The organism is Ruegeria sp. CH11 (assembly GCF_056537105.1).
In genome coordinates, this window is sequence record NZ_JBQFQX010000013.1 from 1 (window position 1) to 26,231 (window position 26,231).

The 26,231-nt window shown below is 61.0% G+C and carries 24 protein-coding genes; 9 read left to right on the forward strand and 15 right to left on the reverse strand.

Features of this window, described 5'->3' with window-relative positions:
- The first annotated feature begins 94 nt into the window (after window positions 1-94).
- The 4 genes from pta to ACR0LX_RS17195 all read left to right on the forward strand — a co-directional run bounded on the left by pta (window position 95) and on the right by ACR0LX_RS17195 (window position 5,913).
- Window positions 95-1,102, forward strand: coding sequence for a phosphate acetyltransferase (pta, locus tag ACR0LX_RS17180; RefSeq protein ID WP_480784767.1), 1,008 nt, complete (start codon window positions 95-97; stop codon window positions 1,100-1,102).
- A 358-nt stretch (window positions 1,103-1,460) separates the two neighbouring features.
- Complete coding sequence (locus tag ACR0LX_RS17185; protein WP_480784768.1) at window positions 1,461-4,280, forward strand: molybdopterin oxidoreductase family protein; 2,820 nt, start codon at window positions 1,461-1,463, stop codon at window positions 4,278-4,280.
- Complete coding sequence (locus ACR0LX_RS17190; protein ID WP_480784769.1) at window positions 4,277-5,026, forward strand: 4Fe-4S dicluster domain-containing protein; 750 nt, start codon at window positions 4,277-4,279, stop codon at window positions 5,024-5,026. Before ACR0LX_RS17185 ends, ACR0LX_RS17190 begins: the two co-directional genes overlap by 4 nt.
- Complete coding sequence (locus tag ACR0LX_RS17195) at window positions 5,026-5,913, forward strand: dimethyl sulfoxide reductase anchor subunit family protein (protein ID WP_480784770.1); 888 nt, start codon at window positions 5,026-5,028, stop codon at window positions 5,911-5,913. The genes ACR0LX_RS17190 and ACR0LX_RS17195 overlap by 1 nt, the downstream gene beginning before the upstream one ends.
- 128 nt (window positions 5,914-6,041) lie before the next feature.
- Here the strand turns inward: ACR0LX_RS17195 and dapA are convergent, their stop codons facing one another.
- Complete coding sequence (dapA, locus tag ACR0LX_RS17200; protein ID WP_480784771.1) at window positions 6,042-6,914, reverse strand: 4-hydroxy-tetrahydrodipicolinate synthase; 873 nt, start codon at window positions 6,912-6,914, stop codon at window positions 6,042-6,044.
- 135 nt (window positions 6,915-7,049) lie between these two features.
- Here dapA and ACR0LX_RS17205 point away from each other — a divergent pair, with 135 nt between their 5' ends.
- Window positions 7,050-9,023: a lytic transglycosylase domain-containing protein gene (locus ACR0LX_RS17205; protein ID WP_480784772.1), complete on the forward strand. Its 1,974-nt coding sequence runs from the start codon at window positions 7,050-7,052 to the stop codon at window positions 9,021-9,023.
- Here ACR0LX_RS17205 and ACR0LX_RS17210 read toward each other — a convergent pair.
- Both ACR0LX_RS17210 and mnmC2 read right to left on the reverse strand, forming a co-directional pair.
- Window positions 8,997-9,866, reverse strand: a complete 870-nt coding sequence (locus tag ACR0LX_RS17210) for a DMT family transporter (protein ID WP_480784773.1) — start codon at window positions 9,864-9,866, stop codon at window positions 8,997-8,999. The two genes, ACR0LX_RS17205 and ACR0LX_RS17210, sit on opposite strands and share 27 nt — an antisense overlap.
- Entirely contained in the window at window positions 9,863-10,528 is a 666-nt protein-coding gene (gene mnmC2, locus ACR0LX_RS17215) for a tRNA (5-methylaminomethyl-2-thiouridine)(34)-methyltransferase MnmC2 (RefSeq protein ID WP_480784774.1), read from the reverse strand. The genes ACR0LX_RS17210 and mnmC2 overlap by 4 nt, the downstream gene beginning before the upstream one ends.
- Before the next feature lie 55 nt (window positions 10,529-10,583).
- Between mnmC2 and ACR0LX_RS17220 the strand changes: the two genes are divergently transcribed.
- Entirely contained in the window at window positions 10,584-11,618 is a 1,035-nt protein-coding gene (locus ACR0LX_RS17220; protein ID WP_480784775.1) for an NAD(P)/FAD-dependent oxidoreductase, read from the forward strand.
- Here the strand turns inward: ACR0LX_RS17220 and ACR0LX_RS17225 are convergent.
- From ACR0LX_RS17225 to ACR0LX_RS17240, 4 genes are all read right to left on the reverse strand, one after another.
- Entirely contained in the window at window positions 11,610-12,422 is an 813-nt protein-coding gene (locus ACR0LX_RS17225) for an HTD2 family dehydratase (RefSeq protein ID WP_480784776.1), read from the reverse strand. The genes ACR0LX_RS17220 and ACR0LX_RS17225 overlap by 9 nt on opposite strands.
- 44 nt (window positions 12,423-12,466) lie before the next feature.
- On the reverse strand, window positions 12,467-13,009 hold the full coding sequence (locus ACR0LX_RS17230; protein WP_480784777.1) for an NADPH-dependent FMN reductase: 543 nt from the start codon (window positions 13,007-13,009) through the stop codon (window positions 12,467-12,469).
- A gap of 135 nt (window positions 13,010-13,144) precedes the next feature.
- Window positions 13,145-13,816, reverse strand: coding sequence for a YiaD family glycine zipper/OmpA-like lipoprotein (locus ACR0LX_RS17235; RefSeq protein ID WP_480784778.1), 672 nt, complete (start codon window positions 13,814-13,816; stop codon window positions 13,145-13,147).
- A gap of 118 nt (window positions 13,817-13,934) precedes the next feature.
- The gene (locus ACR0LX_RS17240; protein ID WP_480784779.1) at window positions 13,935-14,636 is read right to left on the reverse strand and encodes a helix-turn-helix transcriptional regulator; all 702 of its coding nucleotides are present in this window, start codon (window positions 14,634-14,636) and stop codon (window positions 13,935-13,937) included.
- A gap of 105 nt (window positions 14,637-14,741) precedes the next feature.
- On the opposite strand from ACR0LX_RS17240, the gene ACR0LX_RS17245 reads away from it, so the two are divergent.
- The gene (locus ACR0LX_RS17245) at window positions 14,742-14,933 is read left to right on the forward strand and encodes a hypothetical protein (protein WP_480784780.1); all 192 of its coding nucleotides are present in this window, start codon (window positions 14,742-14,744) and stop codon (window positions 14,931-14,933) included.
- A gap of 2 nt (window positions 14,934-14,935) precedes the next feature.
- Here the strand turns inward: ACR0LX_RS17245 and ACR0LX_RS17250 are convergent, their stop codons facing one another.
- On the reverse strand, window positions 14,936-15,583 hold the full coding sequence (locus ACR0LX_RS17250) for an RluA family pseudouridine synthase (RefSeq protein WP_480784781.1): 648 nt from the start codon (window positions 15,581-15,583) through the stop codon (window positions 14,936-14,938).
- 97 nt (window positions 15,584-15,680) lie between these two features.
- On the opposite strand from ACR0LX_RS17250, the gene ACR0LX_RS17255 reads away from it, so the two are divergent.
- Window positions 15,681-16,091: a nuclear transport factor 2 family protein gene (locus ACR0LX_RS17255; protein WP_480784782.1), complete on the forward strand. Its 411-nt coding sequence runs from the start codon at window positions 15,681-15,683 to the stop codon at window positions 16,089-16,091.
- Between the two features lie 2 nt (window positions 16,092-16,093).
- Window positions 16,094-16,804 carry an SGNH/GDSL hydrolase family protein gene (locus ACR0LX_RS17260; RefSeq protein ID WP_480784783.1) on the forward strand — a complete coding sequence of 237 codons (711 nt, stop codon included), beginning with the start codon at window positions 16,094-16,096 and terminating at the stop codon, window positions 16,802-16,804.
- On the opposite strand, the gene rarD is transcribed toward ACR0LX_RS17260, so the two are convergent.
- From rarD to ACR0LX_RS17295, 7 genes are all read right to left on the reverse strand, one after another.
- Complete coding sequence (gene rarD, locus ACR0LX_RS17265; RefSeq protein ID WP_480784784.1) at window positions 16,795-17,700, reverse strand: EamA family transporter RarD; 906 nt, start codon at window positions 17,698-17,700, stop codon at window positions 16,795-16,797. The genes ACR0LX_RS17260 and rarD overlap by 10 nt on opposite strands.
- Before the next feature lie 181 nt (window positions 17,701-17,881).
- Window positions 17,882-20,335 carry a GcvT family protein gene (locus tag ACR0LX_RS17270; protein ID WP_480784785.1) on the reverse strand — a complete coding sequence of 818 codons (2,454 nt, stop codon included), beginning with the start codon at window positions 20,333-20,335 and terminating at the stop codon, window positions 17,882-17,884.
- Window positions 20,336-20,423: 88 nt separating this feature from the next.
- Entirely contained in the window at window positions 20,424-21,407 is a 984-nt protein-coding gene (locus tag ACR0LX_RS17275; RefSeq protein ID WP_480784786.1) for a GlxA family transcriptional regulator, read from the reverse strand.
- Window positions 21,408-21,418: 11 nt separating this feature from the next.
- Complete coding sequence (locus ACR0LX_RS17280) at window positions 21,419-22,312, reverse strand: homocysteine S-methyltransferase family protein (RefSeq protein ID WP_480784787.1); 894 nt, start codon at window positions 22,310-22,312, stop codon at window positions 21,419-21,421.
- An 11-nt stretch (window positions 22,313-22,323) separates the two neighbouring features.
- Window positions 22,324-23,376 (reverse strand): alcohol dehydrogenase family protein, encoded by a 1,053-nt coding sequence (locus tag ACR0LX_RS17285; protein WP_480784788.1) that lies wholly within the window; start codon window positions 23,374-23,376, stop codon window positions 22,324-22,326.
- 2 nt (window positions 23,377-23,378) lie between these two features.
- On the reverse strand, window positions 23,379-25,832 hold the full coding sequence (locus ACR0LX_RS17290) for a GcvT family protein (RefSeq protein ID WP_480784789.1): 2,454 nt from the start codon (window positions 25,830-25,832) through the stop codon (window positions 23,379-23,381).
- A gap of 15 nt (window positions 25,833-25,847) precedes the next feature.
- Window positions 25,848-26,228, reverse strand: coding sequence for a GFA family protein (locus ACR0LX_RS17295; protein ID WP_480784790.1), 381 nt, complete (start codon window positions 26,226-26,228; stop codon window positions 25,848-25,850).
- Between the last annotated feature and the right edge of the window lie 3 nt (window positions 26,229-26,231).

Consider the following 26,231-nt stretch of genomic DNA (forward strand, 5'->3'; position numbering starts at 1 on the left):
GGCGAGCCCTTCCGCCGCGACGCCATGAAAAAACCCGTCGCCGTCGCAGGTATCGAAGCTTCCGACATGACACCCCAAGTCGAGGCGTAAGCGCGTGAAGCCACTGCGCACAATTCTCGGAACTGCTGGCAGTTCCGACAAGATCATCGCCCTCGCCGAGGGCGATGATCCACGTGTTGTTGAAGGTGCTTTGAAAGCCCGCGAGGAAGGTGTTGCACGCATTATCCTGGTCGGCGACAAGGCAAGAGTAACGGCCCGACTGACCGAGCAGAACGGGCAGGATGTCGACGGGATCGACATACACGATCCGAACGGCTCTCCGCATGCCGATGCCTTTGCCGCCGAACTTCACGAACGGCGCAAGCACAAGGGCATGACGCCAGAAAAAGCCGCCCAGCAGATCACCCACCGTTTGAACTATGCGGCGATGCTGGTGCATATGGGCCTGGCCGACGGAACCGTTGGCGGCGCTGTTGAAACCACCGGCGACACCGTCCGCGCAGCGCTGCAAATCATCGGCAAAGCCCCCGGTGCGGCGATGGTATCCAGCTTTTTCCTGATGCTGTATTGCCGGGATCACCATACGGTTCAGGGCGCGCATATCTTTGCCGATTGCGGACTGGTCGTTGATCCGAACGCGCAGGAACTGGCGGAGATCGCGCGCGCCTCGGCCGCGTCTTTCCGATCGCTGACATCGGAAACTCCGCGCGTTGCAATGTTGTCCTTTTCCACCAGCGGCAGCGCCAGCCACCCGAATGTCAGCAAGGTTACCGAGGCCACCGAGATAGCTAAATCGGCCGATCCCGATCTGCTGATCGACGGCGAGTTGCAGTTCGACGCCGCTTTTGTACCGGAAGTCGCCGCCAAGAAAGCCAAGGACTCACCCCTGCGCGGAGAGGCGAACGTCTTTGTGTTCCCGAACCTCGACGCGGGCAATCTGGGCTACAAGATCGCCCAACGCATCGGCGGCGCCGAAGCAATCGGACCGGTCCTGCAAGGTTTGGCCAAACCCGCAAATGACCTGTCCCGTGGTTGCTCGGCGCAGGATGTCCTGCACATGATTGCGGTCACCGCCGTTCAGGCCCAAAACTCGGCGCCGTAGCCCGGCAGAGACGACCCACCGGGCCCGGCGTCGCGCCAATGCCCAGACCTCACAGGCCGGGCTTGTTCGGCAAAGACAAAGGATTAATGTCCCAGAGATGCCGGTAACGTTGACACCGCGATATCCAAAGAACCTACGCTCCGCGCAAACAGTCGGAACGCGGTTTACGGGTATCGCCGTTTCCGGCATCGTTGCAGCAAACGCCCAGATACTGGCCGACCACGATGCGAGCCCTGAATTGCGGCTCATCAATAGGGACATGATTGCAATAATAACAATGAAAACACTAACGATCGCAGGTCTGATCCTGACAGGGACACACGTTTTGACCTGACGCAAAAATACTAAGGGAGGCCAGATGACATTCCAGCAACCCAAGGTCGAGACCTCACCCAAGGTCTCGGACGAGGTCCGTAGAACCACATGTTACATGTGCGCCTGTCGCTGTGGCATCAACGTGCACATGAAGGATGGCAAGGTCGCCTATATCGAGGGCAACCGGGATCACCCCGTGAACAAGGGCGTTCTCTGCGCCAAAGGCTCGGCGGGGATCATGCAGGTCAACGCGCCTTCGCGTCTGCGCAAACCGCTGCGCCGGGTCGGCCCGCGCGGATCAGGTGAGTTCCGCGAGATCGAATGGGATGAGGCGATCAGCACCGCCGTTGGCTGGCTGAACGAGCTGCATGAGACCGCGCCGCAAAAGCTGGCCTTTTTCACCGGTCGCGATCAGAGCCAAAGCTTCACATCGTTTTGGGCCCAGAACTTCGGCACTCCCAACTACGCGGCCCATGGCGGGTTCTGTTCGGTCAATATGGCTGCGGGCGGCATCTACACGATGGGTGGGGCGTTTTGGGAGTTCGGCCAGCCCGACTGGGAACACACCAAACTGTTCATGTTGTTCGGCGTGGCCGAGGATCACGACAGCAACCCGATCAAGATGGGCATCGGCAAGATCAAGGCCCGCGGTGCGCGTGTGATCGGGGTAAACCCGATCCGATCCGGCTACAACGCGGTGGCCGATGACTGGGTGGGCATCACGCCCGGCACGGATGGGCTGTTTATCCTGTCGCTGATCCATGTGCTGATGAAGGCGGGCAAGATCGATCTGGATTACCTCAGCCGCTATACCAACGCGCCGGTGCTGGTGAATGCCGCCGAAGGCGCGGATAAGGGCCTGTTCCTGCGCGACGCGGATGGCAAGCCGCTGGTGATTGATCGCAAGACGGGTGAGCCTACCGCCTTTGACAAGCCGGGTGTGCGCCCCGATCTGTCGGCAACCTACGAGAAGGACGGCGTCACCCACCGCCCGGTCTTCCACCTGATGGCCGAGAAATACCTCAGCGACGATCACGCGCCCGAGGCCGTGGCCGAGCGCTGCGGCATTCCCGCCAAACGCATCCGCGCCATCGCGGCAGAGATCGCCCGCGTCGCCTTTGACGAGGCGATCGAGCTGGACCACGAGTGGACCGATTTCCGAGGGGAAACGCACAGCAAGATGATCGGCCGCCCGGTCAGCTTCCACTCGATGCGCGGCGTATCGGCCCATGCCAACGGGTTCCAGACCTGCCGCGCCCTGCACGTGCTGCAGATCCTGCTGGGCACGGTCGAGGTTCCCGGCGGCTTCCGCTTCAAACCGCCCTATCCCAAGCCGGTCGAGGCGCATCCGACACCACATGGCGACCGCCGCCCCGGGCGTCCGCTGAACGGCCCTCATCTGGGTTTTCCGCGCGGTCCCGACGATCTGCTGCTGGATGATGACGGCAGCCCTATTCGCATCGACAAGGCATTCACCTGGGAAAACCCGATGTCGGCCCACGGGCTGATGCATATGGTGATCTCGAACGCCGCTGCAGGTGATCCCTACAAGATCGACACGCTGTTCATGTACATGGCGAACATGTCTTGGAACTCATCCATGAACACCAAGGGCGTGATGGAGATGCTGACCGCCAAGGATGACGATGGCAACTATGTCATTCCCAACATCATCTATTCCGATGCCTATTCGTCGGAGATGGTGGCTTATGCCGATCTGATCCTGCCCGACACCACCTATCTGGAACGGCACGACTGTATCTCGCTGCTCGACCGCCCGATCTGCGAGGCCGACGCCGCCGCAGACGCGATCCGCTGGCCGGTGGTCGAGCCCGATCGCGATGTGCGCGGGTTCCAGTCGGTGCTGATCGAATTGGCCAACCGCATGAGCCTGCCGGGCTTTACCAACGAGGACGGCTCGCCCAAATGGACGGATTACGCTGACTATATCGTCAATCACGAACGCCGTCCGGGCATCGGCCCACTGGCCGGGTTCCGCGGCGCCGATGGCGACAAGGAAGGCCGGGGCGAGGTCAACCCCGAGCAGCTGAACCGCTATATCGAAAACGGCGGTTTCTATGTGGCGCATATCCCCGAGGGGGCGGATTACTACAAACCCTGGAACGTGGCCTATCAGGATTGGGCCGTTGGCATGGGCATCTATGACAGCCCGCAGCCCTATCTGTTCCAGCTCTATTCCGAGCCGATGCGCAAGTTCCAGCTGGCCGCCGAAGGGCACGGAGAGCGGCAACCGCCCGAGCATCTGCGCCAACGCATCAAGGACACGATGGACCCGCTGCCGATCTGGTATGAAACTGATCAGCACGGTAATGATGGCTTCACCGTCAACGCCCTGACCCAACGCCCGATGGCGATGTATCACAGTTGGGGCACCCAGAACGCCTGGCTGCGCCAGTTGCACGGGCGCAACCCGCTCTACGTGCCGACAAAGCTGATGCGCGAAAACGGGCTGCAGGACGGCGACTGGGCCAAGGTGACATCTCCGCATGGCGAGATCACGGTGCCGGTCATGGAGATGGCGGCACTGAACGAAAACACCGTCTGGACCTGGAATGCCATCGGCAAACGCAAAGGGGCCTGGGCGCTGCAGGAAGACGCGCCCGAGGCCACCAAGGGCTTCTTGCTGAACCACCTGATCCACGAACTGCTGCCAGCCAAGGGAGACGGCCTGCGATGGGCGAACTCCGACCCGATCACCGGCCAGGCCGCCTGGTTCGACCTGAAAGTGAAAATCGAAAAAGCCGATGCCCCGAGTGACGCGGAAAGCCAGCCCGAGTTTGGCCCAATCAAGTCACCTGTTGGCAGCGGCCCCAAAGATCTGGCGTGGAAGGTAGGCAAATGACCCAACTCCCCGAATCCACCGAGCGCAAGCTGGGTCTGGTCATCGACCTCGATACCTGTGTCGGCTGTCATGCCTGCGTGATCTCGTGCAAGGGCTGGAACACCGAGAACTATGGCGCGCCGCTATCCGATCAGGATGCCTACGGCGGCAACCCTTCGGGCACTTTCCTGAACCGGGTGCATTCCTACGAGGTGCAGCCCGCCGAAGGCCACGCCCAATTGATCCACTTCCCGAAATCCTGCCTGCATTGCGAAGACGCCCCCTGCGTCACCGTCTGCCCCACCGGGGCCAGCTACAAGCGGGTCGAGGATGGCATCGTTCTGGTCAATGAAAGTGACTGTATCGGCTGCGGGCTCTGCGCCTGGTCTTGCCCCTATGGCGCGCGCGAATTGGATCAGGCCGAAGGTGTGATGAAGAAATGCACCCTCTGCGTCGATCGCATCTACAATGAAAACCTGCCGGAAGTGGATCGCATTCCGTCTTGTGTGCGCACCTGCCCGGCGGGGGCCCGCCACTTCGGTGATCTTGGCGATCCCGACAGCGAGGTCAGCAAGCTAGTCGCCGAGCGCGACGGCATGGACCTGATGCCAGAACAGGGCACCAAGCCCGTCAACAAATACCTGCCGCCGCGCCCCAAGGACCGCGTCGAAGAACAGATCGACATCCTGGCTCCGCTGCTGGCCCCGGTCGCGGAAGAGCCCAAGGGCTTCCTCGGCTGGCTCGACAAGACATTGGAGAAGCTCTGATGCATCCCGCACCTTCCGTTATCATCTTCACCACCTTGTCAGGTCTGGGCTTTGGCCTGCTGTTCTTTCTGGGCCTCGGGCAACCGGACGTCTCGGGCTGGGTGGCGTTTGTTTTCTTTGCCATCGCTTATGGGCTGGCGGTCGGCGGCCTGATGGCGTCGACCTTTCACCTGGGCCATCCCGAACGGGCGATGAAAGCCTTTACCCAGTGGCGATCCAGCTGGCTCAGCCGCGAAGGCTGGTGCGCCGTGCTCGCCCTGATCGTCATGGGGCTATACGCGATCGGCGTGATATTCCTTGGACAGCGCTGGAGCCTTCTCGGCTGGATCGGCTCCCTGTTCTCGCTGGCGAGCGTGTTCACCACCTCGATGATCTACACCCAGCTCAAGACCATCCCGCGCTGGAACATGAACCTGACGCCAGCCATGTTCCTGTCCTTCAGCCTCGCCGGCGGCGCGCTGCTATCGGGTGCCGAGGCGCTGGTCCCATGGTTGTTGGCCATCGCCGGTGCGGTGCAACTTGCCTACTGGGCCAAGGGCGACCAGGCTCTGGCTGCCTCCAGCACCAATCTGGGCACCGCCACCGGTTTGGGCACCCGTGGCACCGTCCGCGCGTTCGAGCCGCCCCATACCGGGACCAATTACCTGCTGCGCGAATTCGTCCATGTCGTCGGCCGCAAACACGCGCAGAAATTGCGGGTGATCTCCTTCGGGCTCGCCTTTGTTCTGCCCTTGCTGCTGATCGTAACCCCGGTCGGAGGTGTCGCGATCAAGCACATCTTTGCCTTGCTCGCCGTAATGTCCCACCTCGCAGGCGTCGCAGTCTCACGCTGGCTGTTCTTCGCTCAGGCAGAACACGTCGTCGGCCTGTATTACGGGAAAAGATAGAAGGGGGGCTCTGCCCCGGCGTAGCAAGCCGCGCCTCCCCCGAACTATTTTCAGCCAGAAGAAGATCGGGACCAAAAAGGGCGGCGCTCGAAGTTCGATGCCGCCCTTATTCAGATTGCGGAAAGGCCTTAGATCAGCCCTGCATGCGCCATTGCCGCATCGATTGCGGATTTGGTGCTGTCTTCCAGCGTCGTCAGAGGCGAGCGAACCTCGTCGCTGCAACGGCCCAGTTTGCTGAGGGCATATTTCGCACCCACCAGTCCCGGCTCGATGAAGATCGCCTCGTGCAGCGGCATCAGTCGGTCCTGGTAGGCCAAGGCCTTGCCATAGTCGCCATCCAGCGTGGCCTGCTGGAATTCAGCACAAAGTTTCGGCGCAACATTGGCGGTCACCGAGATGCAGCCAACACCACCATGGGCGTTGAAACCAAGCGCCGTGCCATCCTCGCCCGACAGCTGGCAGAACTCTGCACCGCAGCTTGCCCGCTGTTGGCTGACGCGGGCCAGGTCGCCGGTTGCGTCTTTGACGCCAATGATACGCGGCAGCTTGGCCAGTTCGCCCATTGTTGCGGGGGTCATATCGATGATCGATCGGCCCGGGATGTTGTAGATGATGATCGGAATATCGGCGCAATCATGCAGCGTGCGGAAATGCGCCAGCAGACCTTTCTGGGTCGGCTTGTTGTAATAGGGCGTCACGACCAGCGCCGCATCGGCACCAACGGATTTGGCGAACTGGACGAATCGGATCGCTTCGACCGTGTTATTCGACCCCGCGCCCGCGATCACCGGAACACGACCCGCAGCGGTCTTGACGACCTCGGCCACGACGGTTTCGTGTTCCTCATGGCTGAGCGTCGGGCTTTCACCGGTGGTACCGACGGGCACCAGACCGGTCGAGCCTTCCTGAATTTGCCATTCCACCAGCTGTTTGAGCGTATCCAGGTCCAGCTCGCCGTTGCGGAACGGGGTGACGAGGGCTGGCATCGAGCCTGAGAACATGGGTGCGCTCCTTCAAGGTGCGAATTACGGTATTTGCGCCTCAGGACCCAAGGTTTTGCGGATTGTGAGTTGATCCCGGCGGCGCAAGGCTTATCCTGAATGGCTCTATCCTTGGTTGGTTGGGAAATGCAAGGGATGACACGCTTTCTAGCCCTGTTGATGGCGGTGATTTTGATCGTCGCGCTGCACCCTCAGGTTGCGCGTGCGGATGCGGCCGGGGATTTACGCGCCGGTCTTCATGAAATGCGCAAAGGCGATTGGAACGCGGCGCTGCGGGTGTCGGGATCACGCGGGTCGGTTTCGCGCGACATCATCGTGTGGCACTGGCTGCGCGAAGGGTTTGGTTCGTCCGGAGATGTACTGGTGTTTCTGGACCGCCGCCCCGATTGGCCCGGCCTGAACTGGCTGCGGCGCAAAAGCGAACCCGCCTTTACCGGCGCCGATCCTGACCGGGTTCTGAAGTTTTATGCCGACACGCCGCCGCAAACCGCCGAAGGGGCCCTGAACCACGCGGTTGCGCTGATGGCCAAGGGTCAGCAGGGCGAAGCACAGGCCGATATCGTTGCCGCGTGGCGGACGATGCCGATGGGGTCCGGGTTGCAGACCGACTATCTGGAGAATTTCGGCACGCTTCTGAAACCCCATCACGAGGCTCGGCTGGACCGGATGTTGTGGGACGGCCACCTGGTAAGCGCCGGAAACATGTTGCCCCTGGTCGGCAGCGATCAGCGCAAGCTGGCCGAAGCCCGGATTGCGCTGCAAAAACGCCAGCCGGGTGTGGACGCCAAGGTCAAGGCGGTGCCCGCATCTTTGGCCGATGCCCCAGGACTGGCATTCGACCGGTTCGTCTGGCGCGACAAGAAAGAGCTGGACGACAGCGCCATTGACCTGATGCTTCAACGTTCGACCGGGCCCGAGGCATTGGGCGAGCCGGACAAATGGGCCGAAGGGCGCCGACGTCTTGCGCGACTGGTTATGCGGCAGGGCAACGCCGCGCGCGCCTATGATATTACCGCAAACCATCACATGACGCCTGAGATGGGATATGGCTATGCCGATCTTGAATGGTTGTCCGGCTTTCTGGCGTTGCGCAGACTGAATGACCCGGACACTGCCGTTCGCCATTTCCAGAACTTCATCTCAGCCGTGCAATCTCCGATCTCGAAAGGTCGTGGCGGGTATTGGTTGGGCCGGGCCTATGCAGCGCAGGGAAATTCGGACAAAGCCTATGAGGCTTATGCTTTGGGCGCGGATTATCAAACTTCGTTCTATGGCCTGTTGGCGGCAGAGCAGATCGGGCGTCCCTTTGACACCGAACTGGCCAATCCCCGGCGCGCTGCGCATTGGAAACAGGCCGATTTCGCTAACTCCAGCGTGCTCGAGGCCGGTTTGCTGCTGTTGCGCGCAGGTGAGGGCAATCTGGCAGAACGCTATCTGACCCATCTGGTGGAAAGCCTCGATCCGGTGCAAGCCAATCAGTTGGGCGATCTGGTGATCGAGCTGAAGGAACCTCACCTTGCGGTCATGATCGCCAAACGCGCCGCAACCACCGGTACCGTGCTGCCAGCCGCTTATTACCCGGTGCATCCGGTGGCCGATATGGGTCTGCCCATGGCGAAAGAGATGACGTTGGCGATCGCCCGTCGCGAAAGCGAGTTTGACCCGGTGGTGGTCAGCGGCGCGGGCGCGCGGGGGCTGATGCAGGTGATGCCTGCGACGGCCAAGCTGGTGGCCAAGGAACTGGGCATTCTCAGTGGTCATCAGACGGGACGGTTGACCTCGGACTGGCAGTACAACGCCAAGCTGGGGGCCAATTACCTGTCGGGCCTGGCGGCGGATTTCAACGGCAATGTGGTCATGATGGCCGCTGGGTATAATGCCGGACCCAAACGGCCCATGTCATGGATGGATCGTTTCGGGGACCCGCGCCGAGGCGACATTGACGTGATCGACTGGATCGAGATGATCCCGTTCACCGAAACCCGCAACTACGTGATGCGCGTGGCTGAAAGCCTGCCGGTCTATCGCGCACGGTTGGGCAAGCCCGCATTGCCGGTGCCGTTTTCGCAAGAGCTGACCGGATCAACTCTGGCGTCGTTCGCGCCATAGGGTAAACAGACCAGCCGCAATCACCAGCCCGGCGCCGATGACAACCGCCGGGCGCAGGGCTTCGCCAAAGACCGAGATCCCCAGGATCGCGCTCCACATCAGGTGGAAATAGGCAAAGGGCTGGACCGCGCTGGCTTCGGCCACTTCATAACATTTGATCAGCAGACCGTGGCCAAGAACGCCGGTCACGCACAGCAGGCCCATCCAGCCCCAGTCGTGCGGGCGCATCGGCTCCCAGAACCAGACACCTATGACAGTCATTGCGGCGGCTCCGGCAACGCCGGTCCAGAAAAAGCTGGTTGCGGCGCTGTCGCGGCGGGCCGCATAGCGGGTCAACAGCCCGTAGACCGCGAACATAAATGCCGAGATCAGAGGGATCACGGCCCAGGGGTTAAAGACCCCTGCCCCAGGTTGCAGAATGATCAGCACACCCACGCAGCCCACGCCAATGGCCACCCATCTGCGCCAACCGACCCGTTCACCAAGAACCGGCCCGCTGAGTGCCGCGATCAGCAGCGGATAACAGATGAACACCGCCTGGCTTTCGATGAGGCCGAGGATCGTAAAGGCATAAACGGCGACGCAGATCTCGGTCGCCAGCAACACACCGCGTACGATTTGCAACCCCAACTGGCTGGTCCGCGCTGTTGCCTTGATCCCTCCGGTCGTGCGCAATGCCAGCGCCACGACAAACGCGGCAAAAAACCAATATCGGATCATGACCACCATGTACGTGTTGTACGCCCCCGCCAGATGGCGCGAGATACCGTCCTGCAACGCAAAGACCACTGTGGCCGCGATCATCAGCGCAATGCCTGCGCGAACGTTGTTCTGTTGCGTCATGCCTTGATCGCCCGCGTCATGTGGCGCTTGCGGCCATATCCGGGCGTTCGGGTAACGTCAAAGCCGGCCCCATGCAATCCGCGCCGTACAAAACCAGCCGCAGTATAGGTGGCCGCGGTGCCACCCTGCATCGTGTGATCGGCAACCGCCTGCATCAGGTCCGCCCCCCATAGTTCGGGGTTTTTGGCCGGAGAAAACCCGTCCAGAAACCAGGCGTCGGCGGATCCCTCCCAATCAGGCAGGGTGCGGCGCGCGTCGCCCTCGACCACCTGCAATTGCAACGTACCGAGATCGCAATGCCCTCCCTGCCAGCGCGCAAGAAACCGCGCGCTCCAAGCGGCCAGTTCCGGGAAGGCCTCCAGCGCGCGGGACATGTCCGCAGGGTCCATCGGGAACGCCTCGAAACTGGTAAAGCGTAAAGGCGTGGTCTGGCCGGTGTTTTCCCACTCGGACCAGGCGGTCAGCATGTTCAGGCCGGTGCCAAAACCAAGCTCTGCAATATGAAACCCCGGCGCGAACCGCGCGGGCAGATCGTTGCCCGCCAGGAAGACGTGACGCGTCTCTTCCAACCCGTTCTGCAACGAGTAATACGGGTCGTCGAACTGGTCCGAGACCGGAATCTGATCCTCGGTCCACGTCAAATTGGCACGCTGGTTTGCCATCGGGTATTCCTGTAGCTAGACCGCGCGACACTGAACAAGGAAATGAGGATTGGCAATGGTCGATGTGACAGTGCGTGGTGCGGGGATTTTCGGCCTGTCGATCGCCTGGGCCTGCGCCCGACGCGGCGCCAAAGTTCAGATCGTCGACCCCTACGGTGCCGGATCGGGATCCAGCGGGGGTCTGGTTGGCGCGTTGGCTCCGCATGTGCCGGAAAACTGGAACAGCAAGAAGGCGTTTCAATTCGACAGCCTGATCATGGCAGAGCCGTTCTGGAAACAGGTCGAGGCGACCGGCGGCGTGTCATCAGGTTACGGCCGGTTAGGGCGTATCCAACCCATCGCCGACGCCCGTACGCTCGAATTGGCGCGCGCGCGCGAAACCAGCGCCGAAGACTTGTGGCAAGGCCTTGCGGAATGGCGCGTCAGGTCGGTGGACGAGGTTGGAGCGTGGTGCCCGCCTAGCCCGACAGGTTTTGTCATTCACGACACACTGAGTGCGCGTATGCATCCGCGCCGCGCCTGCGCCGCGCTTGTGGCGGCATTGGGCGTCATGGGGATCGAGGTTCTCTCTGATGCCGAGGACAAAGGGCGGGTCATCCATGCCACCGGCGTCGCAGGGCTGATCGAGCTGAGTACCGCCTTCGGCAAAACGGTTGGCAACGGCGTCAAAGGCCAGGCCGCGCTGTTACGATTTGATGCGGGCGACGTGCCGCAACTGTTCGCGGATTCGATCCACATCGTGCCACATGCGGACGGCACTCTGGCCATCGGGTCAACTTCGGAACGCGACTACGACGATCCCACCAGCACGGACACGCAACTCGATGACGTGATCGAGCGCGCCATGCGTGAGGTTCCGGTTCTGCACGGGGCCGAGGTCATTGAACGCTGGGCCGGAGTTCGCCCCCGCAGCAAGAGCCGCGCGCCGATGCTGGGGGCTCATCCGCTGCAAAAGGGGCAGTTTATCGCCAATGGCGGTTTCAAGATCGGGTTCGGCATGGCCCCGAAAGTGGCCGCAGTTATGGCTGATCTGGTCCTGGAAGACCGCGACACGATCCCACCCGAGTTTCGTCCCGAAGCGTCACTCTGACCCCGCTGTCGCCTCGGCCAGCATGCATTGCCGCCCGTCGGGACCGCGCACCCAGAACGCATTCCCGTTTCGACACAAGGTTGCGGTTTCAAAATGAACAAGCGGGGACGTCGCCCGAAACGAGAACGCCGCCAATGGGCCCATCAGATCGGTTGCAAACAACATCAGCAGCTGTGCCAGCAATGGGCCATGCACGACCAGCCCGGCATAGCCTTCGACATCGCGGGCATAGTCCAGATCATAGTGAATCCTGTGTCCGTTGAAGGTCAGCGCCGAATAGCGAAACAATAGGGTTGAATCGAATGTGACTTCCTTGCGGTCGGTTTCGTCCGTTCGGGCGATGGGCGGCGTTGGCGTCGGTGCGCCCTCTGCCGGATCGTGCCGATAGACTAGGTCCTGCCATTCGCTCACGCATAACTCATCCCGCTGCCAGACCTCATGGCGCAGCGTCACGAAACCCAGCGGCCCCGACCTACCCGTCTTGGATTGCGCCTGTTCCAGAACCGACCGGCGTTGCGCCCGGGTTCCTGCCACAAGCGGCGCGTGAAATAGCAGCCGACCACCCGCCCACATGCGTCTCGGCAGGCCCATGTCCGGAATCAGGCCCTGCCCCACTTTCGGATGCCCGTCGCGCCCGAGATCATTCGGTTGCTGCGGCGACCAAAAATAAAGCCGATGAAAGAACGGCGGCAGCGGCACGCCATCGGCAATCGTGATGTCCTGCGAAAGTGCCGCTTGCAGCGCGGCAGCGCGCGCGGAGTCGATTACGTCGTGCCGGGTCTCTTCGGGCTTGCTAATTTCCATGCGGCGAGACTAGGCGGCACGCGGCGCGGTAACAAGCTGCCGGTTCAAAACCCGGCAGTTGTACGCAGCTTTTGCATCAGTGTGTGCAGGCTTTTCTCATAGCGCTCGTTGACCAGTTTGCCCTGCTCGTCAAACTCGTTGGAACTGTTGGCCAGATGAATTTCCGGGCCCTGCAGGATACAGGGCTGAAACGGCACCATGCAGGCGCGCAGGATCATCTGCGCGCGCTCGCCGCCGGCGCGGCCCGCTGCGGCGGACATCACGGCAACGGGCTTATTGGCCCACGGGTTGCCCTTGGTCCGACTGACCCAGTCCAGCGCGTTTTTCAGCACGCCCGACGGGCCTTTGTTGTATTCCGGCGTCGAAATGACAACCGCATGCGCCTGCGCAATCTGATCGGCGAGCGTCTGTACCGCTGCTGGGATGCCCTCGCCTTCTTCCAGATCACCGTCATAAAGAGGCAGGTTCAGATCGGCCTCGATAAAACTGCTAGGTTCGAACAGGCGGGCGGCTTCACGCATCAATTTGCGGTTGGTCGCATTTTGGCGCAGCGACCCGGACAGGCCAAGCAGGATCGGTTCGGACATCGGGGGAAACTCCGGTTTGTTGCGGTTACCTGTCTACACCCGGATAGGGATCAGCTAAATACCCGTTGACGCACAGTCACTGCGCGCGGGCCAGGGCACCGTATCGCAGAGCCCTGCACCCGCGCAGGTCGTGGATCAGGCGTTGCCGCTGGGGACGATGACAATCTCGACGCGGCGGTTCTGCGCTTTGCCTTCCGGCGTCAGGTTGGACGCAATCGGGTTGTTTTCACCCTGCCCGATTGTGGTGATGCGGCCAAAGCTGACGCCGTTGGCCTGAAGGATATCCGCCACCGCATTGGCACGACGAACCGAGAGTCCCTGATTATAGGCCGCATCCCCGTCACTGTCAGTATGACCGATGATCTGCACGTTCGAATTCGGGTAGTTGACCAGGTTCTGTCCAACCCGCACCAGATCTGAACGCAGCGCCGGGCGCACGGTGGCGCTGTCGGTGTCAAAGGTGATGTCGTTCGGCACTGTCACGATCAGGCGGTCACCGGCGTTGACGATGGTTATGCCGTCATTGGCCAGCTGCTGGCGCAGTTCTGCGGCCTGTTTGTCCAGTTGATTGCCGATCAACCCGCCACCGGCCGCGCCGATGGCGCCTCCGGCCAGCGCGCCCAACAGCGGATCCGAGTCATTGGCGATGGCGCCGACACCTGCTCCGACAAGACCGCCCAGAATCGCACCTTGTTTGGCATTTTGATTGGGGTCGCTGGGCAGGTTCAGGGTTCCCGGGTCCGTACAGGCCCCCAGCGCCAACGCCGAACACAGCCCCAAAGGCAGTACATACTTGGAAATGGTCATAAAATCACCTTCTGCTCCGATACCCGTTTGCCGGGTTTGCTTCGTTCGGCGCAGTATAGCATTCGGTCCGCAGGGGGTCTCAAGCAACAAATCGGTGAGATCGGCAAATACCTGCCGCCTAGGCCGCACCGTGGGATTCGATTGTATCGCTCCAGCGGTTCTGTTCCTGCCAAAGCGCCCTCAGCGGCTCGCCCTGCCCGCTAAAGTGATCATCGACCAGATCGCAGGACCAGATGCGGTCGGTTCTGAAGTGCCGGAATCCATTGCGCAACTCGCACCACCCGGCCAGCATCGTACATTCGATATGGTAGATCAGCGCAACGGGACGGATAACCCGTTCCGTGCGGCTATCATCCGAGGCCTGATAGGTGATCCGAATTTTCTGCTCGGCCCGGATCGCCTCGCGGTAGGTCGCTATGGTCACGCATCCTTTGGCCGGATCATCCAGCGGGGCGCCCCAGGGAGCGACCTGCAACCAGTCTGCGGGCGCGCGCAGCGCCTCGATCTTGCGGCACACCCGATTTGCGGCCCGTTGTAACGTGCTGTCCCCGGTGCGGGCCAGCATCGACAGACCAACCCACAAAGCCTCGACCTCTTCGGCATCAAAATTCAGCGGCGGCAGATCATAGCCGCGCCGCATCAGATACCCCACGCCAGCTTCGCCTTCGATGGGTGTGCGCTGCGCCTGCAAGGCGGCAATGTCGCGATAGACCGTGCGCACTGACACTTCGAGCTTTGCCGCCAGTTCCTCGGCCGTCACCGGCCCAGCCGATGCGCGAAGAATCTGAATGATTTCAAACAGACGAGCTGATCTGCGCATCGCCACCTCCTTATCGTCTGCTGACAGTTTAGCACATCCCCCTGACAACGTGGTGTCAGGAGCGCTTGGCCATATTGACCCCAGCTTTCAAGAAAGGAGATTGCCATGCCAAGCCGCGACAACCACGTTATGATGACCCTGAAACTGGACCGCTGTGCGCAGGATCACACCTTGCGCGGGTTCGAGATCGAGCGCGAACTGGCCGCCACCCGCAATCGCGTATCTGCGCGGCCCCGGAAACGCACCCGGCGATTTTCATTGGGGAATCTAAAAACGCTGTGGACAGCCTGGGCCTGAGATCAAAAGTCAGGCCGTGCCCGAAACTTCATCGCAATGCCACCTTCGGGGTGTTTCAGGCGCAATTCCTCGGAATGCAGCATAAGTCGGGGGAAGTCCCGGGCCGCCCCTTCAGCGTAAAAGGGGTCACCCAGGATCGGATGCCCCAGCGCCTGCATGTGTACGCGCAGTTGATGCGATCGGCCCGTCTTGGGAAACAGGCGGATGCGGGTCGTGTCACCTTCGGTCCGAACCACACGCCAGTCGGTCACCGCTGGTTTACCCGTGTCATGGCACACCATCTGGCGCGGACGATTGGGCCAGTCCACGATCAGCGGCAAGTCCACGGTACCGGTCTTAGCAGAGACTGTTCCCCAGACCCGCGCAACATAAGTCTTGCGGGTCTGGCGCTTTTCGAACTGCAACCCCAGATGTCGCTGCGCGTGCGGAGACTGGGCAAAGACCATGACCCCCGAAGTGTCTCGATCCAGCCGATGGACCAGCAACGCCTGTGGAAAAGCAACCTGTACCCGCGTTAGCAGACAATCCGCCAGATGCTCGCCCCGTCCGGGAACCGACAGCAACCCCGGGGGTTTGTTCACCACAATCAGCTGCTCATCCTCGTGCAGCACATCCAGAGGGGTCGTCGGAGGGTCATAGGTCTCGCTCATGCGCGCCTGACTAACGCAGTGCCCGACCTCCCGCAACGTCGTCCTTGCCTGATGGCAGCCATTCGGCAACTCTGCCCGCAGGCAAAGAGGAGACATCATGCACCCCACAATCGCACGCATGCAGGAAGTAGTCGCCAAAGGCGATGAAAGCTTGATTCTCGAGCTGCTGGCCGAAGATGTGCGGTTTTCACCGCCAACCTACTACAGCACCTGGACGGGCCGTGCGCCTGTGGCGGCGGTGTTAGGGCATGTCGGACAGGTGTTCTCGGACTTCCACTACCGGCGGATCATGGGCGAAGGCAAAGATTGGGCGTTGGAGTTTCAGTGCAAAGTGGGTGACCTGGACGCCGTGGGTGTCGACCTGATCACCCTGAATGACGACGGATTAATACAAGAGTTCGAGGTTGTCATGCGCCCCTACAAAACCATCGGAGCGTTGCGCGATGCGATGATGGCGCGGGTCACAACGGACCCGAGGTTTCTTGCCTTCAAAGACGCTCTTGGCTGATCATGCCAACGCTGGTGTCTGTCGATCAGGTTCTGCGTATCCCCTTGCTGCCGGTGCTTGCTGCCCAGGCGATTGCGGTGCGCCGCAATGCAACGATGATGCCGGAACCCACAGGACCACGCGAAGGGCGCGCCGGGCGCGGCCCCCGGTTGCGACTGCTGATCACTGGCGACAGTTCGGCGGCCGGGGTTGGCGCAGGCACGCAAGATCAGGCGCTGTCGGGGCAGCTGGTGGCTGCTCTGGCCCGTCACTACAGCGTTGAATGGCGGCTTGAGGCAACAACCGGGCACACGACCTTGGATACTCTGAGCCGGTTGGAGGCTCTGGAAAACACCTTTGATGCTGCGGTCACCGCTTTGGGCGTGAACGATGTGACGCGCGCCGTCACGCAGCGGCAGTTCATAGCTCAGCAAACGCGCTTGCTGAGCTATCTGACCGGTGCTCTGGGCGCGCGCCGCGTCGTTGTTACCGGAGTGCCGCAGATGAACCGGTTTCCGGCGCTGCCGCATCCACTGGCCTGGGTCCTCGGGCGGCAGGCCGCTCGGCTGGATCGGGGCTTGCAACAGGTCGCGGCTGCGTTCCCGGGCGCCCGGCATCTCTCGCTGGATCTGCCTGACGACCCCGCACTGGCCGCACCGGACGGGTATCACCCCAGTCCCAAAGCCTATAGACTATGGGCCGAGGCTGCCGCTCTGCTGCTACGTCAGGCCTGAGCTCGCATTTGCCGGATCATGGGCACGCTATAGACAACAAGAGCTGTCCAGATCAGCGGAAACGCGATCATCCGGCCGCGGTCTATTTGCTCGCCGAACACCGTGATCGCGGTAACGAAGATCATGGTCGGCGCAATGTACTGCAAGATGCCCATCGTCGACAGCCGCACCAGCTTGGCCCCGTTTGCATAAACCAGCAATGGAACCGCCGTAACCACCCCGGCCCCTACCAGCAACATCGTATCGGCGGACGCGCCTCCGAAGTACCCGGTACCGCTTGCACCCAGCCAGGTTACATAGGCCAGAGCTGGGATCAGCAGGATCAGAACTTCCAGCAAAAACCCCTGATTGGGCCCGATGGGCAACGAGCGTTTGAAAAACGCGTAAAAGCCCCAACTGACCATCAGACCCAGCGCGGCCCACGGCAGCCTGCCCGCCTCAAGCACCAGCACAAGCACCCCAAGCGCCGCCAGCCCAACAGCCATCAACTGGGTCCGGTTCAGCGGCTCTCGCAGCAAGATTGCTCCCAACGCGATGCTGAACAGCGGGTTGATGTAATACCCCAGCGCCGCATCCAAAGCTTTGCCGTTTGCAATCGCCCAGACAAAAATGCCCCAGTTCACCGAAATCAGCGCCGCTGTCAGGCAGCCCATTCCCAGCATCTGAGGGCTCCGCAGTGCTGCTTTCAGGTCTTTGGTTCGCCCAAGCGCGATAAGTAACAACCCAGCCACCGGCACGGACCAGATGACCCGGTGTGCGACGATCTCAACCGGGCCGATATGGGCCATCGCCTTCATGTAAAGCGGCAGGAAGCCCCACAAAACATAGGCAGTCACCGCCAAAGCCAACCCTTTGGGCGTGTCCACGTTCTGCGGCGATGTTTGAGGGGTCGCCATCACAGATCTCCGATTGATACCGTGTTTCTCTACGGCAAATCAGACCGGGTTGGGAACTGCGAAAACTGTGAAGCCGGTCATCAGGAATTCTGATATGTCGCACCTGTGCGCACCCCCGCCGCCCGTACCAGAAGACTGTTTCGGTACGCGCGGCAGGGACAGCGACCCACATGGTCGCGGGTCAGGTTTTGACCCGCTCGGATTTTGGGTCATACATCGGCTTCAGCGACGCTTCGGCTTTGACCTTGACACCGCAGACGTCGATCTCATAGCTCGACGCCAGCACGTCTGCCGCCTTCTCGCCGTCGCAAGGCACATAACCCAAACCTATGGCACCGCCGAGCGTGTGGCCATAGTTGCCCGAGCTCAGATATCCCACATACTCTCCGTCCCGTACGATCGGTTCGTTGTGGAATAGCAAGGGTTCGGGGTCCGTCAGCCTGAACTGAACCAATCGGGCTCTCGGACCACTTTCCTTGCGGGCGATGACCGCCTCGCGCCCGATGAAATCACAGCCTTTGTCGACCTTGACCGCAAAGCCTAGCCCCGCGTCAACGACGTGGTCTTCGCAGGTGATGTCATGCCCGAAATGTCGGAAGCCCTTTTCGATGCGGCAACTGTCCATCATGTGCATCCCGCACAGCTTCAGCCCCATCTCCTGCCCGGCTTCGTGCAGAGTTTCGAATGCGTGACCGGCCATGTCGGCAGAGACATAGATCTCCCAGCCGAGCTCGCCCACATAGGTCACACGATGTGCGCGGGCCAGTCCCATGCCAAGCTCGATCTCTTGCGCGGTGCCAAAGTGGTTGGTCGCATTCGAAAAGTCGTTGGGCGAGACCTTTTCAAGCAAGGCGCGCGCGTTTGGCCCCATGACCGCTAGAACGCCCTCACCTGCTGTTACATCTGTGATGACCACCCTGAAGTCGCCCACGTGGCGCATCATCCATGTCTGATCCGCAAGACGCGTCGCCGCCGGTGTCACCACCAGATAGGCGATCTCAGATAGGCGCGTGACGGTCACATCCGCCTCGATCCCACCGGTGCGGTTCAGGAATTGAGTATAGACGATCTTACCGTTCGGCACCGAATAGTCGCCACCGCCGATGTAGTTCAGAAACGCCTCGGCATCGGGGCCTTCGACGCGGACCTTGCCGAAGGACGACATGTCATACATGCCGACATTTTCGCGGACCGCGCGGTGTTCGGCCGCCGAGTTTTCGAACCAGTTCTGGCGCTTCCAACTGTACTTGTATTCGCGCTCTTGCCCTTCGGTCGCAAACCAATTGGCGCGTTCCCAACCGGCGATTTCACCCATGACAGCGCCCTGCTCCAACAGGTGATGGTGGAACGGCGTCCGGCGCACACCCCGGGCAGTTGCCTTTTGCAAATAGGGGAAGTGATCCGCGTAAAGCAGGCCCAAAGTCTCTTTCGAACGTTCAAACAGATATTTCTTGTTGCCCTGAAATGGTTGCATCCGGCTGATGTCGACGTCGCCCAGGTCGAAGGGCTTCTCACCTGTATCCATCCACTCGGCCAAGGCCATACCGGCACCACCCGCCGACTGGATACCTATCGAGTTGAACCCGGCAGCGACCCAGACATTGTCCATCTCGGGCGCAAGCCCCAGATGGTAGGCGTCGTCCGGCGTAAAGGATTCCGGGCCGTTGAAGAAGGTATGAATCCCGGCCTCCGCCAACATCGGCATCCGGTTCACTGCGGCTTCGAGGATCGGTTCGAAATGATCGAAATCCTCAGGCAGCTGGTCAAATTCAAAACTGTCCGGAATGCCATCCATTCCCCAGGGCTTGGCGTTGGGTTCGAATGCACCCAGCAGAATTTTCCCAGCGTCCTCCTTGTAATAGGCGCATTCATCCGGAACCCTCAGCACCGGCAGTTGTTTCAAACCATCGATGCCCTCGGTGACGATATAGAAATGTTCGCAGGCATGCAGCGGAACGTTGACGCCCGCCATGCGACCAACTTCGTGGCCCCACATGCCCGCACAGTTCACGACCATGTCACATTCGATATGACCCGAGGCGCTGCCGTCATCTGCGACCCAATCAACGCCGGTCACTTTACGTCCCTGCTTGACGATCTCGGTGACTTTCACGCGTTCCTTGACGATGCCCCCACGCTGACGCGCACCTTTGGCCAGTGCCAAGGCGATGTTCGCCGGATCACCCTGCCCGTCGAGCGGCAGATAAACCGCGCCTTTCACGTCTTCGATATTCAGATGCGGATAAAGCTCGGCCACCCGCTCGTTCGAGATTTCCTCGACCTCGACACCAAAGGCACGCGCCATTGCGGCCTGGCGATAGATCTCTTCCTTGCGCTCATCCGTCAGCGCAACAGTGATCGAGCCGCAGCGTTTGAACCCGGTGGCAACGCCGGTTTCCTCTTCCAGCGAACCGTAAAGTTCTTGGCTGTATTTCGCCAGTTTGGTCATATTCGCTGTCGCGCGCAGCTGCGCGATCAGGCCCGCTGCGTGCCAGGTGGTGCCGCTGGTCAATTGCTTGCGCTCCAGCAAAACAACATCGTTCCAGCCCTTCTTGGTCAGGTGATAAGCAACCGAGCATCCGATCACGCCACCGCCGATGATGACGACACGTGCCTTGTTGGGAAGATCCGCCATTCTGATGACTCCGCATTAGAGGTTTTCGCCAAAATGGCACGGATAGGCGACGGCAAATGTGTGAAAAACGTCAATTGCCGCGCAAAAATCACCTTTGTGCAGATTGCCGTCTCGCGCGCCTTTGGGCGACCGGTGTGACGCCGAAGAAACTCTTGTAGATTGATGAGAACCCATTGGGAAACCCGCAGGCCAATCCGATTTCACGCACGCTCATGGTGGTGTTCAGAAGCAGGTTGTTCGCCTTGGCCAGCCGCATCTCGCGATAGAACCCATTGGGCGTGGTGCCGAAAAAAGACCTGAACTTGCGCTCCAGCGAACGGTTGGACAGGCCCAGCGCTTCGACGATTTTATTGATCGGCAGAGGGTCTTCGATATTGGCCTGCATCTGTTTGATGCATTGATCCAGTTTGGCGTCGCCGGTAGCGGTGTTCTTGAAGCCCGAAAACGGTTGCAGCGACGAGAAATCCCGGATGTTTTCATGCAGCATGATATCGGCGACGGTCATTTTGGCCGGACCCGAAATATGCCTGCCGATCACGGCCAGGATGACATCGGTCGTCGCCTCCATCCCGGCGCAGGTGACCACAGCGCCCTGTTCGGTCGCAAGCGAAAGCTTCGCCTCGAACCGGGCACCGCGTTCCCGCAGGAACGAGGCGTTTTCCCAATGGGTCGCCAGATCGGCGCTGCCTTTTTCGTCGATATAGCGACTGGCGGCCTCGGCCAGCAGAAACACCTGCGCGCCGTGATAGGTATAGTTGGAAACCGTCCGCCCAAGCGACAAGTCCGGCTGATCCGGGTCCGAATTGCCGATTACAAACAAATAGTTCGCCCGCGGTCGGGCCGGAATCGGTTCGGTGGGAATTGTCGCGCAACTGCTGCTATCGACAGGTCCGCCTTTCAGCGACCGGTAGGTGTAGCTGAAGGGTGGCCGGGGACAGACCCTGTTGGCCAGACGCAGCACCTCGACCAGCGAGGCAAATTCGAGCAGCACGTATCCCGGTGCGACGAGAATATCGAAATGGATCTGTTCGCCGGTCCTTTCTGCGTTACCGAATGACGAACGGGCTTGCATGGTTGGTTTCCTCAAACAATCCTATGCCCGGCGCTGCGCAGCCGTTCGGCCAGAACCTCGATGTGGTCCGGGCCAACCTCGCAGCAGCCACCGACCAGTGTCGCGCCCTGATCCACCCAACGCATTGCGTGATCGGCATAGGCATCCGGTCCAAGATCGTGACGCCGCTCTAACGCGTCCACGGTTGGCGCGTCCTGCAAAAACCCATCCGAGATGCCGGTGAACCCATTGGCATAGGCCCCAATGGGCACTCCCATAGTCGCGATGACGGCCAGCGCAGCCGGGATCGCTTCGGGGCGCGAACAATTGATCAACAATGCCTGCGGTTTGAACTGCGCGACCAGCGGCGCGATGTCGGACAGGGCTTCGCCCGATCGCAGGCGATTGCCGTCGTCATCCAGAACGGTCAGGGCCAGCCAGACGGGTTTGCCGCAGTTCTGCGTGCCCAACAGGGTGCCTTCGGCCTCTTGCAGGGATGACACCGTTTCGATCAGAAACACATCGACGCGATGCGCCATCAACGCAACCAGTTCCGCGTATTTCGCTGCAGCATCATTCGGATCGGGGTTCAGATCGGGCCGGTAGCTGGCCAGCAACGGCCCCAATGACCCAGCGATCCTGCCGTGACCTCCATCACGAGCGCGCTCGGCCTGTGATAAGGCGGCATCGATCAGGGTCGGAAGCTGATCTTCCAGGCCGACCCTTTCAAGCCGGGACCGATGCACGGCATAGGTATTCGTGGTCGCAACCGTGGCACCGCGCCGAAAATATTCGGCATGCACATCCCCGACCAGATCCGGGCGATCCATCATGATGCGTGTGGACCACAGCGGCGTTGGCTTCTCGCCGCTGCGGTGGACCAGTTCCTGCCCGATCGAGCCATCAAGAAGTGTGATATCTGCCAAAACCAGCCTCCTTATGGAATCAAAACGAGTTTCCCCGGCAGTGCCTTGGACTGAAACTCTTTCTGAGCCTGTTCGATATCACGCAGCGGATAGGTTTTCGAGATCAACGGCCGGATGCTACCCGCATTCATCAGCCCGACCAGCCGGGCGAAGACGTCATAGCTCTGATGGGTACAGCCGTGAATCGTAATGTCGCGCAAGTAGATATCGCGCAGATCGGCCTGAACCATCGGCCCTGCGATTGCCCCTGATACCGCATAATGTCCCCCTGGCCTTAACGCGAGGATCAGGCCCGGCCAGGCGGGGCCGCCGACAACGTCTATCACGATGTCGAACATGTCCTTGGGCAGAGGCGCGTCACGGTCGAATGTGCCCTGTGCACCCTGCGCCTTGACCACCTCGGCCTTGGCCGCCCCGGTCACACCCCAGACGGTTGCCCCGCGCAGCGATGCCAGTTGCACGGCGGCCAGCCCAACACCACCCGAAGCACCCGTGACAAGGACCTTGTGCCCCGCCGTGACACCCGCGCGGCTCAGCAAATTTTCGGCAGTCCCAAAGGCACAGGGGATTGCGGCGATTTCGACATCTGACAGAGGCGAGGCGGTTACGTCATAAAGATCATCTGCCTCGACCAGACAATATTGCGCAAACGCCCCGTCGATTTCCGAGCCCAGCGCGATGAAGCCTTGCGGATTGCCCGGGCGCGGGCGCGGCAGGTTTATCGGACATGTCACCCTTTGACCTGCTTTGAACCCGGTCTCGGGTCCAGCGACCCCGACGATTCCGCACAAATCGCCGCCTTGTATGCGCGGAAAGGTCAGGGCACCGCCCCAGCCACCCGCTTCGACATCCTGATCCACGTCATCGGTCGCGCCGGTCACATCGGACGAATACCAGCCGATGCGCGTGTTGATATCGGTGTTGTTCACCCCCGCTGCGGTAACCCGGACCAGAACCTGACCGGGGCCGGGCACCGGCACGGGGATGTCCTCGCACCATTCCAGCGCCTCTGGCCCACCGTGGCGGGTCAGATAGACGCCGGACATGGTGCGCTGCTCCGACATGGTCAGGCCCGCAGCCTCTCGTTCGCGGGATCCCAGAGCGGTTGATCCTCTTGCACCACAGCGCGGCATTTCTGGCCGTAGATTTCGACCTCAAGCTCTGTCCCGGGCTGGGCGGCGTCGGTCTTGACCATGCCCAGCGCGATCGATTTGCCCACACGATAGCCCCAAGCGCCCGAGGTCGTCTCACCCACGATCTCACTATTCTGCCAGATGCAGGACATGTAGGGCGCATCGCAGTCACCGGCTTCAACCGTCAGCGTCACAAATGCTTTCTTTACGCCCTGCTGCCTTTCGTTCTGGATCGCGGCCTTGCCCGGAAAGTCCTGCGGCTTGTCCAGTTTGACAAAGCGTTCGAGACCGCCTTCCAGCAGCGAGTAATCGGTCGACAGATCGCCCTTCCACGCGCGGTAACCCTTTTCGATACGCAGCGAGTTCAGGGCATACATGCCGAACGGCTTGGCGCCTGCCGCAAGAATTGCGTCGTAAATGGCGGGCATGTCTGCGTTTTCGGCATGGACCTCCCACCCCAATTCACCGGCAAAGGATACCCGCAAAAGCGCAACCCAACCGCCTTTGATTTCGCTTTCCTGAAAACTGAGCCACGGCAGGGTCAGGTCGGCATCGCAGACCTTGGCCAGAACCTCGCGGGATTTGGGGCCGGTTACGATCAGCGTATCCATCCGCGTGGTCCAGTCTTCCAAGGTGAAGCCCGCGCCAGCGGGAATGCGGCGCTCCAGCCATTCCCGGTCGTGCCATTGCGCCGTCGCCGCTGTCACCAGCACGAACTGGTCTTCGGCCTCGCGTGTCACGGACATCTCGGTCAGAATACGCCCGCGATCATCCGAGAAATAGACCAGCCCGACTCGGCCGATCTTGGGCAGCGATCCAGCCACCAGACCGCGCAACCATTCATCCGCGCCCGGACCCTGGATTTTGAACCGGGAAAACCCGGGCAGGTCCAGCACGCCGCAATCGTCGCGCACAGCTTCGCATTCTTCCTTGATGCGCTGTTCCCACGGGCCCGAACGACCCCAGGTATGGGTCGCGTCCAGCGAGGCGTCATCGCCCGGTTTGGCGAACCAATTGGCGCGTTCCCAGCCGTTATAGGCACCCATAACGCCACCCAGCGCTTTGACTTTGTCATGCACCGGCGACAGTTTCTTGTCGCGCGCGGCAGGCCATTCATGGTGCGGGAAGTGCATGGCATATTCGTTGCCATAAACCTCCATGCCCTTTTGGTTGCAGTAATCCTGATCTGTGTAGTCGGTATAGCGACGCGGATCGACGGCCCACATATCCCATTCGGTCGCACCATCGACGATCCATTCCGCCAGCACTTTGCCGGCGCCACCGCCCTGCGCGATGCCGAAAGTGAATGTGTGCGCCTCAAACGCGTTGCTCACACCGGGCATCGGACCGATCAGCGGCAAGCCATCCGGCGCGTAGGGGATCGGACCGTTGATGACACGGCCAACCCCCGAGCTTGCCATCAGCGGCACCCGCTCCATCGCGTCGGTGACGATGTCTTCAATACGGTCCAGATCGTCATTCCACAGCTGGAACGAGAAATCTTCAGGCATCGGGTCATCCTCGGTCATCCAATGGCCCTTGCAGTTGGGCTCGTAGGGACCAAGGTTGAAGCCGTTCTTTTCCTGCCGCAGATAGTACGAAATATCCACGTCGCGCAGCAGAGGCAGCTTGCTGCCGTTTTCCTTGGACCACGCCTCAATCTCGGGGATTTCGTCTGTCAGAAGGTACTGATGGCTCATGACCATCGCGGGAACCGTGCGTCCACCGAAGGGCTTGAACCATTCGCCCACACGCTGCGCGTAGTATCCGGCAGCGTTGACGACATAGTCACACGCAATGTCACCCTTATCTGTGTGTACCGTCCAGGTTCCGTCATCGTGCTGGGTCACGCCCGTAGCCGGGCAGAAACGGATGATTTTCTGGCCCATATCGCGCGCGCCCTTGGCCAATGCCTGAGTCAACTGGGCCGGATCGATATCGCCATCGGTCGGGTCATACAGAACGCCTTCCAGGTCATGCGTTTCCAAAAACGGATAACGTTCCTTGGCTTCTTCCGGGGTCCACATCTCCATCGGGATGCCCTGATAGCGGCCCATCGCCATGGCGCGCTCGAACTCCTGCATCCGCTCTTTGCTGTGCGCCAGACGGATCGAGCCCGATACGTGGTAATTCATCGGATAGTCGACCTCTTCCGCCAGCCGAGAATACAGCTCGGTTGAATAGCGCTGCATGTTCATGATCGCCCACGAGGTCGAAAAGGTCGGAACGTTGCCAGCCGCGTGCCAGGTCGAGCCTGCGGTCAGTTCGTTCTTTTCCAGCAGCACGCAGTCTGTCCAGCCTTTCTTGGCTAGATGATACAGCGAGGAGGTCCCCACCACACCGCCACCGATAATGACCACGCGGGCTTTTGTCGGAAAATTACTCATGTGTCTTGATCCCTGTTACTGTGCCCGTCGGGGCAGATCGTCCGTGATGTCGTAATAGTCGCCCTTGTCCGCCACGAAGATGTGCTTGGCGAGCGAAAGGCCCGTGGGGTTGTCAAACGCCCCCATGGAAATCGAAATCGTGTCCTCGTCGTTATGCTGCCAGAAGAGGAACGAACCACAATGCGCGCAGAATCCGCGCCGCGCGGTGTCCGAGGCGCGGAACCAGCGCAGCGTGTCGCTGGCTGTGAAGCGCAGGTTGTCCTGATGGGTCGATGTCGACGACCAGAAATGACCCGACTGCTTGCGGCACTGACCGCAATGGCAGGCCGAAGGCGGCGACAGTTCTCCCTCGATCGCAAATGCGACCGCGCCGCAGAGGCACGAACCGGTTGTCATATG

Excerpts from the sequence above, each read along its gene's own strand:
- ACR0LX_RS17185 (WP_480784768.1), top strand. The coding sequence starts at position 1,461 with ATGACATTCCAGCAACCCAAGGTCGAGACCTCACCCAAGGTCTCGGAC.
- ACR0LX_RS17190 (WP_480784769.1), top strand. The coding sequence starts at position 4,277 with ATGACCCAACTCCCCGAATCCACCGAGCGCAAGCTGGGTCTGGTCATC.
- ACR0LX_RS17195 (WP_480784770.1), top strand. The coding sequence starts at position 5,026 with ATGCATCCCGCACCTTCCGTTATCATCTTCACCACCTTGTCAGGTCTG.
- dapA (WP_480784771.1), bottom strand. The coding sequence starts at position 6,914 with ATGTTCTCAGGCTCGATGCCAGCCCTCGTCACCCCGTTCCGCAACGGC.
- ACR0LX_RS17205 (WP_480784772.1), top strand. The coding sequence starts at position 7,050 with ATGACACGCTTTCTAGCCCTGTTGATGGCGGTGATTTTGATCGTCGCG.
- ACR0LX_RS17210 (WP_480784773.1), bottom strand. The coding sequence starts at position 9,866 with ATGACGCAACAGAACAACGTTCGCGCAGGCATTGCGCTGATGATCGCG.
- mnmC2 (WP_480784774.1), bottom strand. The coding sequence starts at position 10,528 with ATGGCAAACCAGCGTGCCAATTTGACGTGGACCGAGGATCAGATTCCG.
- ACR0LX_RS17220 (WP_480784775.1), top strand. The coding sequence starts at position 10,584 with ATGGTCGATGTGACAGTGCGTGGTGCGGGGATTTTCGGCCTGTCGATC.
- ACR0LX_RS17225 (WP_480784776.1), bottom strand. The coding sequence starts at position 12,422 with ATGGAAATTAGCAAGCCCGAAGAGACCCGGCACGACGTAATCGACTCC.
- ACR0LX_RS17230 (WP_480784777.1), bottom strand. The coding sequence starts at position 13,009 with ATGTCCGAACCGATCCTGCTTGGCCTGTCCGGGTCGCTGCGCCAAAAT.
- ACR0LX_RS17235 (WP_480784778.1), bottom strand. The coding sequence starts at position 13,816 with ATGACCATTTCCAAGTATGTACTGCCTTTGGGGCTGTGTTCGGCGTTG.
- ACR0LX_RS17240 (WP_480784779.1), bottom strand. The coding sequence starts at position 14,636 with ATGCGCAGATCAGCTCGTCTGTTTGAAATCATTCAGATTCTTCGCGCA.
- ACR0LX_RS17245 (WP_480784780.1), top strand. The coding sequence starts at position 14,742 with ATGCCAAGCCGCGACAACCACGTTATGATGACCCTGAAACTGGACCGC.
- ACR0LX_RS17250 (WP_480784781.1), bottom strand. The coding sequence starts at position 15,583 with ATGAGCGAGACCTATGACCCTCCGACGACCCCTCTGGATGTGCTGCAC.
- ACR0LX_RS17255 (WP_480784782.1), top strand. The coding sequence starts at position 15,681 with ATGCACCCCACAATCGCACGCATGCAGGAAGTAGTCGCCAAAGGCGAT.
- ACR0LX_RS17260 (WP_480784783.1), top strand. The coding sequence starts at position 16,094 with ATGCCAACGCTGGTGTCTGTCGATCAGGTTCTGCGTATCCCCTTGCTG.
- rarD (WP_480784784.1), bottom strand. The coding sequence starts at position 17,700 with ATGGCGACCCCTCAAACATCGCCGCAGAACGTGGACACGCCCAAAGGG.
- ACR0LX_RS17270 (WP_480784785.1), bottom strand. The coding sequence starts at position 20,335 with ATGGCGGATCTTCCCAACAAGGCACGTGTCGTCATCATCGGCGGTGGC.
- ACR0LX_RS17275 (WP_480784786.1), bottom strand. The coding sequence starts at position 21,407 with ATGCAAGCCCGTTCGTCATTCGGTAACGCAGAAAGGACCGGCGAACAG.
- ACR0LX_RS17285 (WP_480784788.1), bottom strand. The coding sequence starts at position 23,376 with ATGTCGGAGCAGCGCACCATGTCCGGCGTCTATCTGACCCGCCACGGT.
- ACR0LX_RS17290 (WP_480784789.1), bottom strand. The coding sequence starts at position 25,832 with ATGAGTAATTTTCCGACAAAAGCCCGCGTGGTCATTATCGGTGGCGGT.
- ACR0LX_RS17295 (WP_480784790.1), bottom strand. The coding sequence starts at position 26,228 with ATGACAACCGGTTCGTGCCTCTGCGGCGCGGTCGCATTTGCGATCGAG.